The sequence below is a fragment of the Thermoanaerobacter sp. RKWS2 genome, assembly GCF_026240795.1.
Classification (GTDB): Bacteria; Bacillota; Thermoanaerobacteria; order Thermoanaerobacterales; family Thermoanaerobacteraceae; genus Thermoanaerobacter; species Thermoanaerobacter ethanolicus.
Genome location: NZ_CP110888.1, coordinates 182,247 through 199,629, shown reverse-complemented (window position 1 = coordinate 199,629; position 17,383 = coordinate 182,247). Strand labels below are relative to the sequence as shown.

The 17,383-nt window shown below is 33.8% G+C and carries 15 protein-coding genes and 4 pseudogenes; all 19 read right to left on the bottom strand.

The genetic code is table 11. The features are described from left to right. The 19 genes and pseudogenes from OEI98_RS01025 to OEI98_RS00930 all read right to left on the bottom strand — a co-directional run bounded on the left by OEI98_RS01025 (position 1) and on the right by OEI98_RS00930 (position 17,308). Positions 1-1,064 (bottom strand): annotated as a pseudogene (locus tag OEI98_RS01025) (zinc-binding dehydrogenase). Between the two features lie 20 nt (positions 1,065-1,084). Continuing rightward, entirely contained in the window at positions 1,085-2,122 is a 1,038-nt protein-coding gene (locus OEI98_RS01020) for a galactitol-1-phosphate 5-dehydrogenase (RefSeq protein ID WP_266038985.1), read from the bottom strand. A gap of 303 nt (positions 2,123-2,425) precedes the next feature. Then, positions 2,426-3,774 (bottom strand): annotated as a pseudogene (locus OEI98_RS01010) (PTS galactitol transporter subunit IIC). Between the two features lie 13 nt (positions 3,775-3,787). Beyond that, positions 3,788-4,087 carry a PTS sugar transporter subunit IIB gene (locus tag OEI98_RS01005; RefSeq protein WP_006569934.1) on the bottom strand — a complete coding sequence of 100 codons (300 nt, stop codon included), beginning with the start codon at positions 4,085-4,087 and terminating at the stop codon, positions 3,788-3,790. A 26-nt stretch (positions 4,088-4,113) separates the two neighbouring features. Next, positions 4,114-4,593, bottom strand: coding sequence for a PTS sugar transporter subunit IIA (locus tag OEI98_RS01000; RefSeq protein ID WP_006569933.1), 480 nt, complete (start codon positions 4,591-4,593; stop codon positions 4,114-4,116). Positions 4,594-4,666: 73 nt separating this feature from the next. Continuing rightward, positions 4,667-7,586: pseudogene (locus OEI98_RS00995) on the bottom strand (sigma 54-interacting transcriptional regulator). 180 nt (positions 7,587-7,766) lie between these two features. Next, positions 7,767-8,182 (bottom strand): annotated as a pseudogene (locus OEI98_RS00990) (type II toxin-antitoxin system VapC family toxin). Between the two features lie 53 nt (positions 8,183-8,235). Next, the gene (locus OEI98_RS00985; RefSeq protein WP_266038980.1) at positions 8,236-8,469 is read right to left on the bottom strand and encodes a type II toxin-antitoxin system Phd/YefM family antitoxin; all 234 of its coding nucleotides are present in this window, start codon (positions 8,467-8,469) and stop codon (positions 8,236-8,238) included. Positions 8,470-8,619: 150 nt separating this feature from the next. Further along, positions 8,620-9,432 carry a peptidoglycan editing factor PgeF gene (gene pgeF / locus OEI98_RS00980; protein WP_266038979.1) on the bottom strand — a complete coding sequence of 271 codons (813 nt, stop codon included), beginning with the start codon at positions 9,430-9,432 and terminating at the stop codon, positions 8,620-8,622. 25 nt (positions 9,433-9,457) lie between these two features. Next, positions 9,458-9,619, bottom strand: a complete 162-nt coding sequence (locus tag OEI98_RS00975) for a hypothetical protein (RefSeq protein WP_003868986.1) — start codon at positions 9,617-9,619, stop codon at positions 9,458-9,460. 104 nt (positions 9,620-9,723) lie between these two features. Next, complete coding sequence (locus tag OEI98_RS00970) at positions 9,724-10,842, bottom strand: DUF362 domain-containing protein (RefSeq protein WP_003868985.1); 1,119 nt, start codon at positions 10,840-10,842, stop codon at positions 9,724-9,726. 21 nt (positions 10,843-10,863) lie between these two features. After that, complete coding sequence (murJ, locus tag OEI98_RS00965) at positions 10,864-12,429, bottom strand: murein biosynthesis integral membrane protein MurJ (RefSeq protein ID WP_266038978.1); 1,566 nt, start codon at positions 12,427-12,429, stop codon at positions 10,864-10,866. Positions 12,430-12,441: 12 nt separating this feature from the next. Beyond that, entirely contained in the window at positions 12,442-12,870 is a 429-nt protein-coding gene (gene fabZ, locus OEI98_RS00960; RefSeq protein ID WP_003868981.1) for a 3-hydroxyacyl-ACP dehydratase FabZ, read from the bottom strand. 105 nt (positions 12,871-12,975) lie between these two features. After that, positions 12,976-13,311 (bottom strand): rod-binding protein, encoded by a 336-nt coding sequence (locus OEI98_RS00955; RefSeq protein ID WP_266038977.1) that lies wholly within the window; start codon positions 13,309-13,311, stop codon positions 12,976-12,978. Positions 13,312-13,334: 23 nt separating this feature from the next. Further along, positions 13,335-14,135, bottom strand: a complete 801-nt coding sequence (gene flgG / locus OEI98_RS00950; RefSeq protein WP_266038976.1) for a flagellar basal-body rod protein FlgG — start codon at positions 14,133-14,135, stop codon at positions 13,335-13,337. 14 nt (positions 14,136-14,149) lie between these two features. Beyond that, positions 14,150-14,905, bottom strand: a complete 756-nt coding sequence (flgF, locus tag OEI98_RS00945; RefSeq protein ID WP_266038974.1) for a flagellar basal-body rod protein FlgF — start codon at positions 14,903-14,905, stop codon at positions 14,150-14,152. A 12-nt stretch (positions 14,906-14,917) separates the two neighbouring features. Further along, complete coding sequence (locus OEI98_RS00940) at positions 14,918-15,949, bottom strand: rod shape-determining protein (protein ID WP_003868977.1); 1,032 nt, start codon at positions 15,947-15,949, stop codon at positions 14,918-14,920. A gap of 131 nt (positions 15,950-16,080) precedes the next feature. Further along, positions 16,081-16,341, bottom strand: coding sequence for a sporulation transcriptional regulator SpoIIID (gene spoIIID / locus OEI98_RS00935; protein WP_003868976.1), 261 nt, complete (start codon positions 16,339-16,341; stop codon positions 16,081-16,083). Positions 16,342-16,471: 130 nt separating this feature from the next. Beyond that, positions 16,472-17,308, bottom strand: a complete 837-nt coding sequence (locus OEI98_RS00930; RefSeq protein WP_266038970.1) for a M23 family metallopeptidase — start codon at positions 17,306-17,308, stop codon at positions 16,472-16,474. Positions 17,309-17,383 lie beyond the last annotated feature (75 nt).

Sequence of the window (17,383 nt, the reverse complement as noted above, 5' to 3'; positions counted from 1 at the left end):
TTAAGGTTTCAAAACAATTTTGAGACCTTCGCCATTCATTACTTTTTCAAACCCTTTAGCCCAGTCATCTAAACTATAAATATCACTAATAATTGCCTTAGTATTTACTTTACCAGTTTCTAATAAGTATAAAGCTAATTTCCATGAACTTGGTTTTTGACTCCTAGAACCAATATAACAGATTTCTTTTTGTATTATCTTTTCAAGGTCAAGCTCATTAAACGACTTTGCAAATAACCCAACTTGTATTATCGTACCTTTTTTCTTAATAGCGAGAGTCCAGAATTTACAGCTCTTATTGAACCAGAACATTCAAACACCTTGTCTACCCCATAACCATTTGTTAATTCTTTAACTATATCTTCTAAATTTTCCTGCTGTATATCAACAGTTTTATCAATACCCAATTCAAGGGCTACTTTAAATCTATCCTTGTCTTTAGTAAGTCCAGCAAGAATTACATATGCACCTCTTGCTTTGACTATTTGAGCAGTCAATAGGCCAATAGGTCCTGGTCCAAATATTAGAACAATATCGCCCAATTCAATATTAGTTTTTTCTAATGTAGCATGTGCAGCACAAGCAAGTGGCTCTGTAAGAGAAGCTGAAAGTAAATCTATACTATGTGGAAGAACATGTACACTTTCTTTTCTAACAGCAACATATTCAGCAAAACTTCCATTTACTTGGGTACCTATCCCCTTTCTATAAGGGCACAAATTATAATCCCCACTTTTGCAATAATCACATACTCCACAAACATAAAATGTCGTCTCACTTGTTACTCTATCACCAACTTTAATTCCTTCTACATTACTCCCTACTTCAACAACTACTCCAGAAAATTCATGGCCCAAAACAATAGGTGGTCTTATATTCTTATATTCACCCTTATATGAATGAATGTCAGAACCGCAAATACCAGAATAAGCAACTTTTATTTTAACTTGATCACTGTTTATAATAGGTTCATCAATATCTACTAGCTCCATATTTCCATATCCATTTTCCTTTTTAAAAGTGCTTTCATTTAGATCACCTTTCCTCAAAAATTTAAGCTTCATTTCTCTTGAAAAACAGATTTTTATGGAATAATTATTATCTTGTTATATTCTTCTTTTTTCTGAGCAATCATATCGAACACCTCTCTAATTTCACTTAATTTGAATCTATGCGAAATCATTTCATTCAATTTAATACTTTTATTTCTTACATATTGAATACTTTTATACCATTCTTGTCCCGGAAAAGGTGCTGAATAGGAATTCCAAAACCCCTTTACTGTAAGTTCTTTTCTAAAAATATTCTCAAAAGATTTTTCTGAGAAATGAATATCTGAATATGCAATACCAAGGTACGCTACTTTACCTTTTTTCTTCGTGATTAACAAACATTGTTCTTGAGTTATCGGCGAACCGGCACATTCAAAAGCGATATCTACACCTTGGTTATCAGTTATTTTCATTATTTCCTCAATAGGGTCCTTTTCTTTTGCATTAATACATATAGTAGCTCCTAATTTCTCTGCCTCTTTTAGTTTCTTTTCCGAAATATCGACTGCAATAATATCGTTAATTCCTCCAACTTTAAGCCATTGGATTACAAGCTGTCCAAGAGTTCCAGCTCCTATTATAGCTACTGTATCACCTATTATGGGTCTGATACCTAAAACACCATGTAATGCCACTGCCAGTGGTTCTATCATTGCAGCACTCTCAAAATCTATGCTATCAATTTTTAACACATTAGTTGAAGGTACTTTAACATATTCTGCAAATCCACCATAAGACTTAGAACCCAGCATATCGTAATTATCACACAAAGAATAATTTCCTTTTAAACAGTTTTCACATTTATAACAAGGTATAAAAGGTATAGCCACAACTGGATCTCCTAAGCCAACATTATTTACATTCTTTCCTTTTTCCGCTATTATACCTGAAAATTCATGACCTGGTATTGCCGGTAAACTATATCTCCAATTTTTTAATATTCTCGGTGGATCCGAACCACAAATTCCAGCAGCCTTTACCTTAACAATTACATCATTTTCACCACAAATTGGGTCAGGAAAATCAGCATATCTAATATCATTTACTTTATATAATACTGCTGCTTTCATAATACCTATATCTCTCCCCTCTATTAATCCTTATGGCCAATACTTTTATCCGATAATTCTAATTCTTTAAATTAAATGTATAGGTACCTCCTGTAATTTAGGTTTAAGCCGAAATAAATTCTGCAATTTACTCTCTGCACTCTATCAGGAGGTACCTTTTTCAAAGTACATTTTAATTTCATTGAAGCCTTCATCAAAAACATGGTTTAGATATTAATTACTGACAAGAATGTATCTTTAATATTAGACTGCTATTTAAAATGTTATAATAACATATTTTCTTCAATAAATTTGAAACTTATATTATTGTTCTATTGCTTTTTTATTTCTAGTAATAAAATAGTATATTAAACCTGCAACAATTGCTGTAGCTAATATTACCCATCCCCATGACACTTGGAATATCTTGATAATAAGCCAATTTAACAAATTACCACCTCGTCTAAACTCGATATTAAGGATGTACCTTTTGGTATAGCAAAGTGTGCTTGTTGTGCCATCATTGTATGGAGGGGTGCCAAATTAGTGGCCATATATAAAGCTGAAGCCATTAATACTATACCTGTAATAACAGAATGAACTATATTTCCATTTGTAGAACCAACTATAAATGCTATATAAAACACTATCGTAGCGAGATCCCCAAAAGGTAATACTTTATTTCCTGGCAAAATTACTGCTAAGAAAATTGTTATAGGAATCAAGATTAAAGCTGTTGCTATTACTGAAGGATGTCCTACCACCACAGCAGCATCTAATCCTATATACAGCTCACCTGCATTTTTAAACCTTTTCTGTAGAAATTCCCTTACAGACTCGGAAATTGGTATAAGGCCTTCCATTAAAATTCTGACCATTCTTGGCATAAGAAGCATTACAGCAGCCATTGACATACCTATTTGTGTAATTTTAGCAAAATCATACCCTGCAAGAATTCCTAATAATAACCCTAATATTAAACCCATCATCATTGGTTCGCCAAATATACCAAATCTTTTTTGAATTGTATCAGGATCTGCTTTTATATTTTTAAGTCCAGGTATTTTACCCACGAGCTTACCAAGTGGTATACCTAGCACAGCATAAGCTACAGTAGAACCTGTAGGCAGAGAAATACCTTCCAATTTAAAAAATCCTTGAACCATTGGTGCTGTCCAATCAGCTATTTTTAAAACTATTATTTCACGAAGAATTGCTGCTACAAGAGCAAGAAGTACATTTCCGCCTGTTACTACATATACAAAAGCTGCTGTTGCAGCAAAATGCCAGTAATTCCAAATATCTATATCCATCGTCTTTGTTGTACGTGTCACTAACATGATTAAATTTACTATTAATGCCAGAGGTATTATAAAAGCTGCTACCGGAGAAGCCCAACTTATCGCAGCAGCTGCTGGCCATCCTACATCTATTACCTGTAAATGTAAACCGAATCTGTCCACCATTGCCTGAGCTGCTGGTCCTAAATTATTTACAAGAAGACCAATCACAAGATTTATACCTACAAAGCCAACACCTATGGTAATTCCAGATCTAAAAGCTTTACTAAATCCTTGCCCAAATGCTAATCCGATTATTGTTAATGCTAATGGTAACATTACACTTGGTCCTAAATTTAAAATATATTGAACAACATGAAGCAAATTATCCACCTTACTTCCCCCTTTACTCTTTTAAATATTTTATAACTTCTTTGTCAATATTTTCAGAACCCATTCCTGTCAAATATCCCATTGCATTAACTACTGGGATCGAATAAGTTTTTGGTAATATGGATGTTGTAACAAGTAGATGAGCTTCATTCTCTTTTGAAGCAACTTCCGCCATTTTACATTGGATAACCTCCGCATTTAGCCCATTTTCTTCTATTAATTTCTTTACCCTCTCTGCTACGACAGTTGAAGTAGCAATTCCTGTGCCACAAGCCACTAAAACAATTTTTCTTCCATTCTTGTCTTTCTCCATGTTCGTCCTCCTTCTTTCTTTAAAAATTAATCAATTTTGCCAAACACAACATAATTTTTTATAGTTTCAATTACCTCATCACCACCCTTCGCATTTAGAATACTATTTAAGAAACTTTCATTTTGAATAAGTTCTACTAACTGTTGCAACATTTCAACTTGACTATGACTTTCATTTAAAGCTATCATAAACACTATATTTACGTTTACGTCTTCTTGTGGATTAGCCATATTTTTGAATATAACGGGTTTTGACAAAGTAGCAACTGCAATAGCCGGCTTTAAAACATGTTCTGCGTCAGTATGAGGTATCGCTACATTATAATTATTGAGAAGTAATCCTGTTGGAAAAGTATTTTCTCTTTTAATAATTCCTTCTAAAAAACTCTCTTTAACATATCCATTATCGAGCAATTTTTTATACAAAACTCTAAATACTTCCTCTCTATTTTCTGCCTCCAAATTTGTAACAATTATTTCCTTGTGAAAAAGCTCTGAAATTTTCATTGTATATAACCTCCTTGCTGGTTCACCATTAAAATATTGCAAGAGCCGTGCCAACTATCTGACATGTTTTGTGCTATTTTGTAATGATATTTTTTATTTCTTGAGCACTTTTAGCTTTTCTTATGGCATTGATGCTTTGTTCTTCCGTTAAAATTTGATACAAATGCATAAAGTAATCCTTTGAATCTTCCTTCAGCGCTATCATAAACACCAAATCTGCCTTAAACTCTCCTTCCCAATAAATAGGTTCTTTCAATTTTGCAATTGCGATGGCAGGTTTTGTGACATGTTCTGGATAACCGTGGGGTATCGCGATTCCTCCTTTTAAAAAAGTCGCCCCCATTGATTCTCTTTTGTATACACTTAGTAAAAACCTTTCATCTACATAGCCTTTATCTTGCAATATCTCCACCAATTTATCTATAACATCACTTTTCATAGAAGTATCTAAATCATGAAAAATAAGGTCTTCCTGTATTACTTCTTTTAAAGGATTTTCTTTCTCTAAATTGACAATTTTTTTGAATTTTTCAATCCCTGTGCCATGTAAAATATCTTCAACAGATATAAAAGGTATACTTTTTATGCCGGGATTTATTGTACCAACAAAAGCTACCACTTCATTTTCTTCTCTTATTTTTTCAATTTCTTTTTCAATATCTTCTTGTCTGAGCATTCCAACAGGTATTATTTTGTAATTATCTTTTAGTTGTGGTAAGATATCTTCAATATATTTCTTTATTTTTAATGCTGTTCCCTCTCCTGTAATACATACAGTTACAATTGCTTTTGGAAGCTTATCTTTACTCTTTATACCTTCAACTCTTCCTATATACGTTTTATCTACGTCTAACGCATCTGCTATTTCATCTAAATTAGTATCCGGTATAATAGCTCTTCTGACAGCTTCCAACACCATAACCGTATCTACTCTTCCTACCACTCTTGTAGGTATCCCTGTCCTTTTGGTTATAATTTCACCAAAAGTGATAAGCGAGCCCATGTCAACTAAAATAATGCAACCTTTGCCTTCATTTATTTTTTCAACGACTTCAATCGTCCTTTCAAGAGCAGATTCAGGACTTTCATCCAACGCCATATCTATTCCAACCGCATGATTCACCTAAAAGTTTGTTAACCACTTCCGCCATGCCACTTGCAACATGACCATGGGTAAGTACAACAACACCTACTCTTCCTTTTTGTATCTCTTTTTCGCCTGAAAACGTCTTTAAATACATTGCAATAAAGCCTATTTCTTCCTCTGGCAACTCAATGCCTAATTCTTTGTTTATTTGTTTTGCCATTATTTTAGCAGTAGAATATTCCGCCGGGTATTCTCTTATAATATTTTCCAATTGTGGGTTGATTATAGGCTTGCCGCTTAATATTCTTTCATAAGTTGCACTTAAATGTATAGCAAGTGAATAAAATAAGTTTTCCTCCAACCTGTTAAAGCTTTTTTTGGCGATTTCATAGGCTTTTTCAACCGCCTCCACAATTTTTTCTCCTACTATCCCTTTTAAATCCTTTTTTGAAATTGCGACGTTGGATTTGACATTTATAGCAAACCTTTTTAACTCTTCTTCTATTTCTTTCCCCACAATTTTATCTATCTCTTCTTTGCTAAAACCTTGATTTTTTAAATCAATAAACCTTTCTTCTATAAATTGATATATTTCATCCGGAAGCATGTATCTGTCTTCTTTTGGATACAACTTATTTTCCTTGTCAGGATGTACCCAAACATCTTCATTTGAGTACTTTTCAATTTCAGGGCTTCTCTTGCTTACTCTGATTATTCCCATCTTTACATGGTTTGGTAAGTCTGAAAGGTTTATTGTCAATGAAGAATCTTTACTTCCCATGGAGTTCAAAAATGCTCTGGCACAAGCAACCTGGATGTCGCTTCTTAATTGCCCAATATTACCGGGACAGTCATAAAGCATAAGCGCTCTTACTGCCTCTTTTTTTATGATAATTGGTTTGTTAATCCTAAAAGACTCTTTGGAGAAAAAGTTATATATGATTTCGTACCTTTCTTGCGGAGGTCTATCAGCTAAAGAAGGTAGTTCTATCAAGACAGGAATTCTTCGTCTAAAAGTAAGCAACAAAGAAGACTCTGGATTTTCTGTGGTTGCAGCAATTAGCATGATTTGAGCCTCACGAGTGCTTTCTGTCTCTCCCAATCTTCTAAATTTTCCTTTATCAAGAATAGAAAAAAGTATCTCTTGCCCTTCACTGGGAAGCCTGTGAACTTCATCTAAAAACAATATACCGCTATTAGCTTTTTCTACCAATCCTGCTTTAGGAGCATCCGCACCTGTAAAAGCCCCTTTAACATAGCCAAAAAGCTGGGACATGAGAAGCTGAGGATTGTCCGCATAATCAGCACAGTTAAAAACCACAAAAGGCGCATTTTTATTAAATCGTCCAGACTCTATGGCGAAACTATACATTGCTTCTGCAAGCTGGCTTTTACCAGATCCTGAAGGCCCAACTATTAAAGTGTGAAGCCCATGAGGAGGATATAAAACAGCAGCTTTTGCAAGGCTTATCTGAACCCTAAGACTTCCTTCACTGCCAATGATATCTTTAAAAGACAATGTATCTTTATTGGAATTATGGTCTTTATCAACCTTCTGTTTTTCAGTGTTTTGGAAAATTTCTGATTTAACTAGAGTTTTACTACTTTCGCTTTTTAAAATTTCTTTTTTTATTTGTGCTACCACAAAGCGAGAAATGTTGTATCCTAAATTATTTAACTCTTTTGTCAAATTTCTATCTGAAATATTTGGGTCCTTTGAAATTATTTTTTTTGCATCTTCTAAAAGGTAAGGTTTTCTTCTTTCTCTTGAGTCAGGAATATTATTTTTTAGTCTAAATTGTGTCACATCTTCTCTTTTAATATTGAGAATTGCCGCTATTTGTTCATCTGTTAAAGGATTTCTTCTATCTTCTTTTTGTATAATTTCAAAAATTCTATCAATCATGGTCACAAGCCTCCCTTCAATGTAGATTATGCAAAAAATATACCATAAATATGGCAGGAATTGTAGCGGAATATTTAGTAAATTGCATAAGTTTGAATAAAAACTTTTTGGATAAAATAAAAAAGACCTTAATAGGTCTTCTGGCATAAAAAGTATGGTAGCATTTGTATTAATTAGTCTTTAAGTTAAGCCCTTATTGGATAAAAAATCTTTTGGTGATATTGCTTTGTTAGTTACTTTTTGAAATTTCTCATCTCTTGTAATAATCAAATCACCTTTTAATTTTTTCAAGCATTGCATTTGTAAAGCATCTTCTAAATCTCTAAACTCCTTAAAATTCATTGCTTTCTTTATATCATGTTTTGTTATACTCACTACTTCTACTATACTTAACAAAGCTTCTAATGCTTTTATGCTTTCATTGTGAGAAAGGTTTTTATTTATGAAATAATATATATCCGTAATTGAAAAAGCAGCTAAATAAGCATTTATCTTTTTTCTTCCGCTAATTTTAATATGTTATAAGCATCTACATCAAAGGGAGTTCTTTTTAATAAAACATCAAGAATAACGTTAGTATCAATTAACACTTTCATCATTTAACCTATTATACCCATATTGTTATTTAACGGGTAATCTTCCCTCCCCTTTAATTGTATTTATTTCTTATTCTTTCTTCCCGTATTTGCTCAGCAGATATATTTTTGTTAGGATAGTCAGATAAAATTCCATACAAAAAATCTGCATTTGGAGTACCTTCTTTTTTTGCTGGAATAAGTTTTGCAACTTCACGTCCATTTTTCGTTATAATAATTTCTTCTTTATCAACTAATTCTAAATATTTACCAACTCTTATTTTGAATTCTGTAGCATTTACTCTCATTCTTACCACCTCTTTCACTATTTTTATTTACTATATTATCATATTATTCAATTTGATTATATTATCCAATATAGAAATAGTCAATATGCAAAAAACATAAATAACCATTTCTTTAACTTATATATTAGAACAAATATCGTAAAAGAAAAACTACTTAAGTTCCATAAAAGCTGCCATACTGCCTGTCATGCCTTTGTCTCTTCTATAGGAATAAAATTCACTATTGCAATGGGTGCACATTTGGCTTACTGTAATGTTTTCATCTGGTATGCCAGTATTTATAAGTTCAATGTAGTTGGTAAGCTGTAAATCCAGCATCCATTTGCCCCCCGCCTTTTTCACAAGAACTTTTTCCCATTCATCAATAACACCTTTAATCTTATTCGCGACGTCATCACCTACTTCATAGCAGCATTTGTATATAGAAGGGCCTATCCCTACAAGTATATCTTTAGGATTTGAACCATATTCTTCATCCATGGCATTAACCGTTTTGGGCCCAATGGAAAGCACTGTACCTCTCCATCCTGCGTGTGCAAGGGCAATAACTTTTTTTACAGGGTCTAAGAAAAACAAAGGCACGCAGTCGGCATAAAATGTAACCAGAGGAATACCTCTTTCATTAGTCATAAGGGCATCTACACCAGAAATATCGCTTCCTCCAAAGTTTTTGCCTTTATCTTCGTAAGTCACCTTTTTTATAACATCACTATGAACCTGGTCTGAAAAAACCATATCTTCATATGAAAAACCGCCAATATCACATATTATTTTAAAATTTTCATAGACTTCCTCTTTAGTGTCATATCTTTTTAAGCTTAAATTCAAGGAAGCGTATTTGCCTTTACTTACACCGCCAATCCGAGTAGTAAAAAGGTGTTTGACAAGCCCCGTCCTTTCAAAAGAAGGTATTGTGTAAAAAACTACTCCTTTTACCTCATTCCTTTTAAAACCTATTTCCAAAGTATCAGCTCCTTTTTATGCCATATTAATTATTTTTTTCTTTTTTATCTTTGTCATTTTTCCCTTTTTTCTCATTTTCAATTCCAAAAATTCTATCCGTCCATTTAACAAAAGCTATCAGAACTAATAAAAGCAATATTAGTGTTACCACCGAAATTATGGAAATTATAACAAAATACTTTTCCATTAAATTTCTCTCCTTTATCTCCCGTTGATTTCTCTAATAATATAATACTATAAACGTTGTCAAAAATCATTAAAAATTTTAAAAAAAATAGCAGGATTAACCTGCTATTTTAGTTCAATAAGTTCATAATCTCTTGTACCCAAGCCAATTTCTTCGCCGTATTTTAATTGTAGTTCTCCTTTTGTTTCAGGGTGCAAAGCTTTAAATTTGTCTTCTCCAGGATTCATGCCATATCCCGCTTCTTCTAAAGCTGTGCCTTTGTGGCCAAATTGCTGATTCACAAGGTCATAGCTTGCCTGATCTATGGCAACAGGGTCAAAGGAAGCCAATATTCCTATGTCAGGGACAATCGGCGCATCGCTCCAAGGCGTACAATCGCAAAGTGGTGTAACATTCATGACAAAATTTATAAACGCAATTTTGCCTTTTTTTGTAGAATAAGCGCCATATGCGTATTCCGTCATTCTCTCTACAAAAGCATCCATATCAGTTCCCCATTGAGGCTTTATCACGCCATATTGACAAATGGACACGCATTCTCCACACCCTATACATATAGAAGGGTCAATATAAGCTGAACCATTGACCAAAGATATCGCATTTACGGGGCAATTCCTGATACACATTTGACATGCGGTACATCCCTTTCCTACGACAGGCTGCACTGTTGAATGCTGCTGTTGTTTTCCTGCTGCAGGTGCACACCCCATAGCTAAGTTTTTGATAGCTCCTCCAAAGCCAGCCAATTCATGACCTTTAAAGTGTGACATCACAATCATTGAGTTTGCAAAGAAAATATTTGAAGCAATCTTTACAGTGTCAAAATGCTTTTTATCAATTTTCACTTCTACAGAATCTTTGCTTAAAATACCGTCAGCAATTATTATTGGTGCGTTCACAACAGCATATGCGAAACCATTTTCAATCGCTGTCACCAAATGGTCAACTGCATTTGAACGACTGCCTTTGTAAAGAGTATTTGTATCTGTTAAAAAAGGCTTTCCCCCATAACTTTTAATTTTGTCAACCACTTTTCTTACATATATAGGGTTTATGTAGGCGTTGTTTCCCTTTTCTCCAAAGTGAATTTTTATAGCTACCAAATCATTTTTATCAATAATGTTTTTAAAACCCGCTACATCAAAAATTCTCGCTACTTTAGAGGACAAACTGCTGCTAGCTTTGTTTGCCCTCAGATTGTAAAAATATACTTTTGATTTCATAATACCACCTCATTTACAAAATTAATTTCGTACAAGTTTAGAATTTAGAAATTTTATGCCTTTTTTGAGATAAGAAAAAGCAGACTTATCAGTAACCAATACAATAGTAGAGTAAATTATAGCCCCCACTAATATAGTTATAAACAGGACTATAACCTCATAAATTCTTTTATCTGACGGCATCTTAACAATTAAATTATTATACATAAAATGCACTATCACCCCCATTACAATTGCTGCAAACATTGCCTTTATAAAACTCATAAACATGTATTTCCCGCCTATTTTCCCAAGTTTTCTTTTTAAAGAAGTAAATAAAAGAAAAGTAGTAAATATGGCTGCAATAGAAGTAGAAAGTGCAAGTCCACCTAATTTTAAATATCTAACTAAAATTAAATTAAGTGCAATATTTAGTAATACAGCCATAGCACCATTTATCATAGGAGTTTTTGTATCTTTCATAGAGTAAAAACTTCTACTTAAAACATCTCTAAGACCATACGCAGTCATTCCTATGGCAAAATAAAAAAGGGCGATTGAGGTAAGATATGTCGACCTCTCATCAAAAGCTCCTCTCTCGAATAATACTTTTATTATAGGCACTCGGAGTACCATTGCACCAACTGATACAGGTATTAATACGTATAAAATACCACTTACCGCAAAATTTAAACTCTTTAGAAAGCCTTCTTTGTCGTCAGCTACTGAATGTTTCGATAAAACAGGGTATATAACAGTTGCAATTGCTGTTGAAAAAATCCCCAATGCAAACATGTTAAGCCTATTGGCATAATTCAATGCTGCAATACTCCCATCAGGCAAAAAAGAAGCTATCACTCTATCCACATAAACATTTATAGTCTGTATCCCTGTCCCCATAAGTACAGGCATTGCCAATAAAACGACTCTTTTTACTCCTTCATCTTTAAAATTCACTCTTAACTTGATTCTGTAACCTAATTTGTATAAAACAGGCAACTGCATTAATGCTTGTATGAAAGTAGCAATAATTATAGAATAAGCTACTATCGTAATCCCAAATTTGCTCCCATATAAAATTGCTACTGTTATTACGATAATATTGTAAGGTATACCTATCATAGCAGGAACAGTAAAATGTTCCATCGCCTGAAGAGCACCAGTGAAAATATTAGATGCAGCTATTAACACCATTGTAGGTAATAATATAGTCGTAAGTTTTACTGTCAACTCAAATTTTTCCCCTGTAAAAGCTGGCGCTACAAATTTTACAAGATAAGGTGCAAATACGAAACCTAAGAAAGTTAAAATTACAGTCGAAATTAATACCACACCTAAAAGGTTATTTATAAAATCAAAAGCCTTTTGTTTCCCCTCTTTTTGTAAATATTCGGTAAATATTGGCACAACAGTAGTAGCTATTGAAGCAGTTACTGCTGCAAAAAGTATCATAGGTATGACAGTCGCCATATTATATGCATCCATGGAAACAGATGTACCAAATTGGGAAGCTAAAGCCATATCTCTCAAAAATCCAAATACTTTACTCAGTAGAGTTATTATCATTATGACGCTAGCCGCTTTTACAGTTTTTTTAGCCGTCGACATACATACAACTCCTTAATTTTCTTCAGTCATTATAAACATAAGCTCTGCAGTAGCTACAACTTCATCTCCAACTTTTGCAGCACCTTTAGCTTTTACGAGCCCCATCTTTATAGAATCTATTAAAACTTCTAAAACAAGTTGGTCACCAGGCCTTACCACTTTTTTGAAGCGACATTTATCAATACCTGTAAAAAGCCCTAATTTACCTTTAAACTCTTCTATATTCATAACAGCAATCCCGGCTACTTGTGCCAATGCCTCAACAATAAGAACTCCTGGCATTATAGGATTGTCTGGAAAATGCCCTTGAAAAAAAGGTTCATTAGCGGTCACATTTTTTATTCCAACAGCTTTTTTACCTTCTTCAATTTCTATTATTCTATCCACTAATAAAAAAGGATATCTATGAGGAAGAATTTTTCTTATGTCTTTATTTTCCACCCTATGTTTCACCTCTTTTTAGCGGAATTAGAAGATATGACAAAACAGTGGCTTATCATTGATTATATCACAAAAAAATGAAAAATAAAAAGGGCAAGCGCCCTTTCACACTTTCTTAGAAAGTTGATTATATATTTGGTCAGCCAGTCCAAAAGAACCATTTTGCGCCAATATTTCAGCATATTTATCATATAACATAGAAGTAAAAACATCATTTGCTAGGCTATCTCCCGTCAATGGGTCTTCTGGAATTGTCTTTATCATCTCATTTAACATAAGCCCTATAAAAGTTGCCTCTAATTGCTGACATGCTTCTTTAAGCTTTTTACTGTCTTTGTCTTTTATCGCCTGTTGTATTATTCGTTCAAAATCACTTCCATCTTTTTGCAAATCAATTTGAAATTTATTTATGTCACTGTTATTTATAGGATTTATTTTCATGCAAGGTCATTCCTTTCAATAAATTATCTTCTCAGATTATTTGCAATTCCCAACATTTCATCAGCTGCTTGTATAGCTTTTGAATTTATCTCATAAGCTCTTTGTGCGGCAATCATGTCCACCATTTCCTTTACAACTTGGACATTTGAGGTTTCTAAAAATCCTTGCATGACTTTGCCCATTCTTCCTTGAAAGTCATCTCTCGTACCAGGCTGTCCTGACGCTTCTGTTGGCTCATAGAGATTACTACCCACACTTAAAAGTCCCTGAGGATTAACAAAATTATAGATTCCTAAAGTAGCTACTTCTTGAGTAGTTCCATCAGGATTTTTTACGCTTATTACACCCATTGGCGATACTGATATATCTTTTTCAGTGCTGTCAAAAACTATGGGATTACCGCTGTCATCTAATACAGGATAGCCGTCAGCAGTTACAAGCATTAAAGTGTTACCGTCAGCACTTAATTTAAAACTTCCATCCCTCGTGTAATAAACTTTGTCATCCGGTCCTAACACAGCAAAAAAGCCTTCTCCATCCAATGCCAAATCCAAAGGATTCTCTGTCTGCTGGAGGCTTCCTTCCGTAAAATCTTTTACAATTGCTGAAGGTCTCACGCCTAGCCCTACTTGCATATTGACAGGTTTACCTTGTCCACCATATACGTTTTCTCTTTGTAAAGTTTGATATATTAAATCTTTAAATTCGGCCCTATCTCTTTTAAAAGCAGTAGTATTTACATTCGCAAGATTATTCGCGATAACATCTACGTTAAGTTGCTGAGCAGTCATGCCAGTTGCTGCAGACCACAATGCCCTCATCATAATTTTCATCCTCCTTATACTTTTCCAACTTCGTTGACAGCTTTTCCAAGAGTCTCATCAAAAGCAATTACAACCTTCTGATTTGATTCATAATTTCTCATCACGCTTATCATATTTACCATTTCTTTAACGGAATTCACATTTGACTGTTCTAAAAAGCCTTGCTTTATTTTCCCTGTTGCAGGAATAACTTGTACATTGGCACTGTTATCTATAAAAAATAAATTATTGCCCTCTTTTCTTAAACCATCATAATTATCAAAATCCACAATTCTAAGCCTGTCCACCAATTGACCATTGTTTATAATATTGCCCATCTCATCAACAGAAATGTCTCCTTGTGACAACTGTATAGGCCCATTTTCCCCTTCTACAATATATCCCTCTTGTGTGACTAAATACCCATCTTTGGATAAAGTAAAAGAGCCATCCCTTGTATACCTTTGACCATTAGGGGTATTTACCACAAAAAACCCATTGCCATCTATCGCAAAGTCTAACTTACCATTTGTTTGGGAAAAAACACCTTCTTCAAAATTTGTATGAAAAGTGTCAACTAACACGCCGTAATCCATTCTTCCAATTTTCCCGTTAGGCGGTGTGTTATCGCCACCATGTCTTGTTACTTCAAAATTTGGGAAAGAGGAAGTAACTACCACATCTCTTTTATATCCTGCTGTATTAACATTTGCAAGATTATTCGCCAAAACATCCATTATCTTAGTTTGGGTAATCATCCCCGAAGAGGCAGTGTAAAGCCCTCTTAACATAAAATCACCTTCTTACTTATTGATTTTGTATACGTCTATTACAGTTTCTGATTTTTCTAATAATTCAAGAGAATCCAATGCTTTCCCTGCACCTAAAGCCACACAACTTATAGGGTCATTTGCAAGATATACAGGTGTATTCATCCTTTCCCTTAAAAGCCTGTCCATTCCTTTTAGCAATGCTCCGCCCCCCGTGAGTACTATCCCTTTGTCACTTATATCCGCCGCTAATTCAGGAGGTGTTCTTTCTAATACACTGTGGACAGCTTCAACAATTTCTTCAAGAGGCTCTTTTAATGCTTCACATATTTCACTGGAAGTCACTTCTACATTCTGAGGCAAACCTGACATTAAACTTCTCCCTTTTACTAGCATTTTCTCTTCTTTACCGTCAAAATAGGCAGTACCTATATTTATCTTTATTTCTTCTGCCATTCTTTCTCCTATTATTATATGATGTTTTTTTCTCATATGCCTTATAATTGCCTCATCAAAATTGTCCCCCGCTACTTTAATATTTTTAGACACCACTGAACTCCCCAAAGAAATTACGGCTATGTCAGTGGTGCCTCCCCCAATATCTACAATCATATTTCCACTAGGCTGTGATATATCTAATCCTGCTCCTATGGCTGCCGCAATAGGTTCTTCGATGAGATAAGCTTTTCGCGCTCCTGCTTGTAATGCTGCATCAATGACAGCTCTTTTTTCTACCTGTGTTACGCCACTTGGAATACAAATCATTATTTTGGGTCTTAATAAAAACCTTCCCCCGCAGGCTTTGTTTATAAAATACCTAAGCATTTTCTCTGTAACGTCGTAGTCAGAAATTACTCCCGCCCTCATAGGCTTCATGGCTAATATATTCCCTGGCGTCCTGCCTACCATTCTTTGTGCTTCTTCGCCAACTGCAAGAATTTTATTAGTATTTCTATCAATTGCTACAACTGATGGTTCTTTTAAAACAATTCCTTCCCCTTTGATGTAGACCAGGACAGATGCCGTGCCAAGGTCAATTCCGATATCCTTAGAGATCGCAAACATCCAAACACACCTTTCTTATGTATTTCGACAAAAATGGCATCCACTTAAATTATCGACATTGATGCCGAAATGTTTAATTTATTATCAATTTATTAATTCGCTACAAATTTACAAAATCCTCTTTTATTTTCTTAAAATTTATTGTTCGTTTTTTGATATTTTATTTTAGTTGCTTTTCCTCCTCTTATATGCCTTTCCGCTTTATTTTTGCTTAGAATCTCTCTCACTTCTTTATATAATTCAAAGTTTATATCTGGAAGCCTTTCTGTCACATCTTTGTGAACTGTGCTTTTGCTAACTCCAAAAACCTTCGCAGCTTCTCTTACAGTTGCTTTGTGTTCTACTATATATTTTGATATTTCTAGTGTTCTCTCTTCTATGTAATCTTTCAAACCCAAAACCCCCTTTAAATTTTTCAAATCTCATTAATATGTATATGCCAAAACAAAGCCATTAGAATATTTATAAAAACAAAAAAGACTTGAATACGGGAAGTATCCAAGTCTTTTTAAGCAGGTGTTCTTATTTAAAATATGCTATTGGATCAACAGGTATTCCATTTTCTAAAAGTTCAAAATGTAAGTGGGGTCCTTCCCCAACTTCAAACTTTGCTGATTCTCCTATTTTCCCTATTTGCTGTCCTCTTACTATTTTTTCTTGTTCCTTTGCTAAAATCTCATCGCCTAAATTTGCATACCGTGTTTCCCATTTTCCATTTTTTATAACAACAGTATTCCCTAATTTTGGATCTTTATATACCTTTGTCACAATTCCATCCATAGCTGACAATACAGGTTCTCCTAAGTTTGATCCAATATCTACACCTTTATGAGTTGTCCATTCTTGAAGGGTTTTTGAAAATACAAGCTTATCTTTAGCAAATTCTAATATTATGTCTCCATTTACAGGCTTCAATAAAACTAACATCGTAGAAGATAAATTACTATCTTTTTTTATTGTGGATGTAGTACTTGCCATAACAGTTGCTACTTTGCTGTTTGTTAAACTATCATTTTTCCCTGAACTTTTAACCTCGTCACTATTTTTTGTTACCGGTTGAGGATTTTCTTTTTTGTCAGATACGTTATTTTCTTGTTGTTGGCTGATAACAGCTGTAGAATTATTTTGCTGTTCTTTTTCTTCCTGAGCTTGCGCTAGTTCTTCTTCATAACCCCAATCACTTTCAATAGCTGAATTAATTTCTTCTTGCTGTGCTTTTCTGAGTTCTTCTAATTTTTTTAAATTATTATTAGTAACATAAACTGATGTAGCGGCTATCACTACTACGGATAAAAATAATACTATGTAAAAACCCTTTCTATCAAAAAATCTTATTAAATTTTCCCTGTTTATTCTCATATTTTTCACCTCCAAATGGTATTTTAACCATCAACTTAATTATTTATACAAAAAATACAGCACTTTATCAGTGCT

Coding starts and splice junctions, on each gene's coding strand:
- OEI98_RS01020 (WP_266038985.1), bottom strand. CDS start 2,122: ATGAAAGCAGCAGTATTATATAAAGTAAATGATATTAGATATGCTGAT.
- OEI98_RS01005 (WP_006569934.1), bottom strand. CDS start 4,087: ATGGAGAAAGACAAGAATGGAAGAAAAATTGTTTTAGTGGCTTGTGGC.
- OEI98_RS01000 (WP_006569933.1), bottom strand. CDS start 4,593: ATGAAAATTTCAGAGCTTTTTCACAAGGAAATAATTGTTACAAATTTG.
- OEI98_RS00985 (WP_266038980.1), bottom strand. CDS start 8,469: ATGAGAGTAAATGCTACAGAATTCAAAATAAGAGTTGGTAAATATTTA.
- OEI98_RS00975 (WP_003868986.1), bottom strand. CDS start 9,619: ATGGAAAAGTATTTTGTTATAATTTCCATAATTTCGGTGGTAACACTA.
- OEI98_RS00970 (WP_003868985.1), bottom strand. CDS start 10,842: ATGAAATCAAAAGTATATTTTTACAATCTGAGGGCAAACAAAGCTAGC.
- murJ (WP_266038978.1), bottom strand. CDS start 12,429: ATGTCGACGGCTAAAAAAACTGTAAAAGCGGCTAGCGTCATAATGATA.
- OEI98_RS00955 (WP_266038977.1), bottom strand. CDS start 13,311: ATGAAAATAAATCCTATAAATAACAGTGACATAAATAAATTTCAAATT.
- flgG (WP_266038976.1), bottom strand. CDS start 14,135: ATGATGAGGGCATTGTGGTCTGCAGCAACTGGCATGACTGCTCAGCAA.
- flgF (WP_266038974.1), bottom strand. CDS start 14,905: ATGTTAAGAGGGCTTTACACTGCCTCTTCGGGGATGATTACCCAAACT.
- OEI98_RS00940 (WP_003868977.1), bottom strand. CDS start 15,949: ATGTTTGCGATCTCTAAGGATATCGGAATTGACCTTGGCACGGCATCT.
- OEI98_RS00930 (WP_266038970.1), bottom strand. CDS start 17,308: ATGAGAATAAACAGGGAAAATTTAATAAGATTTTTTGATAGAAAGGGT.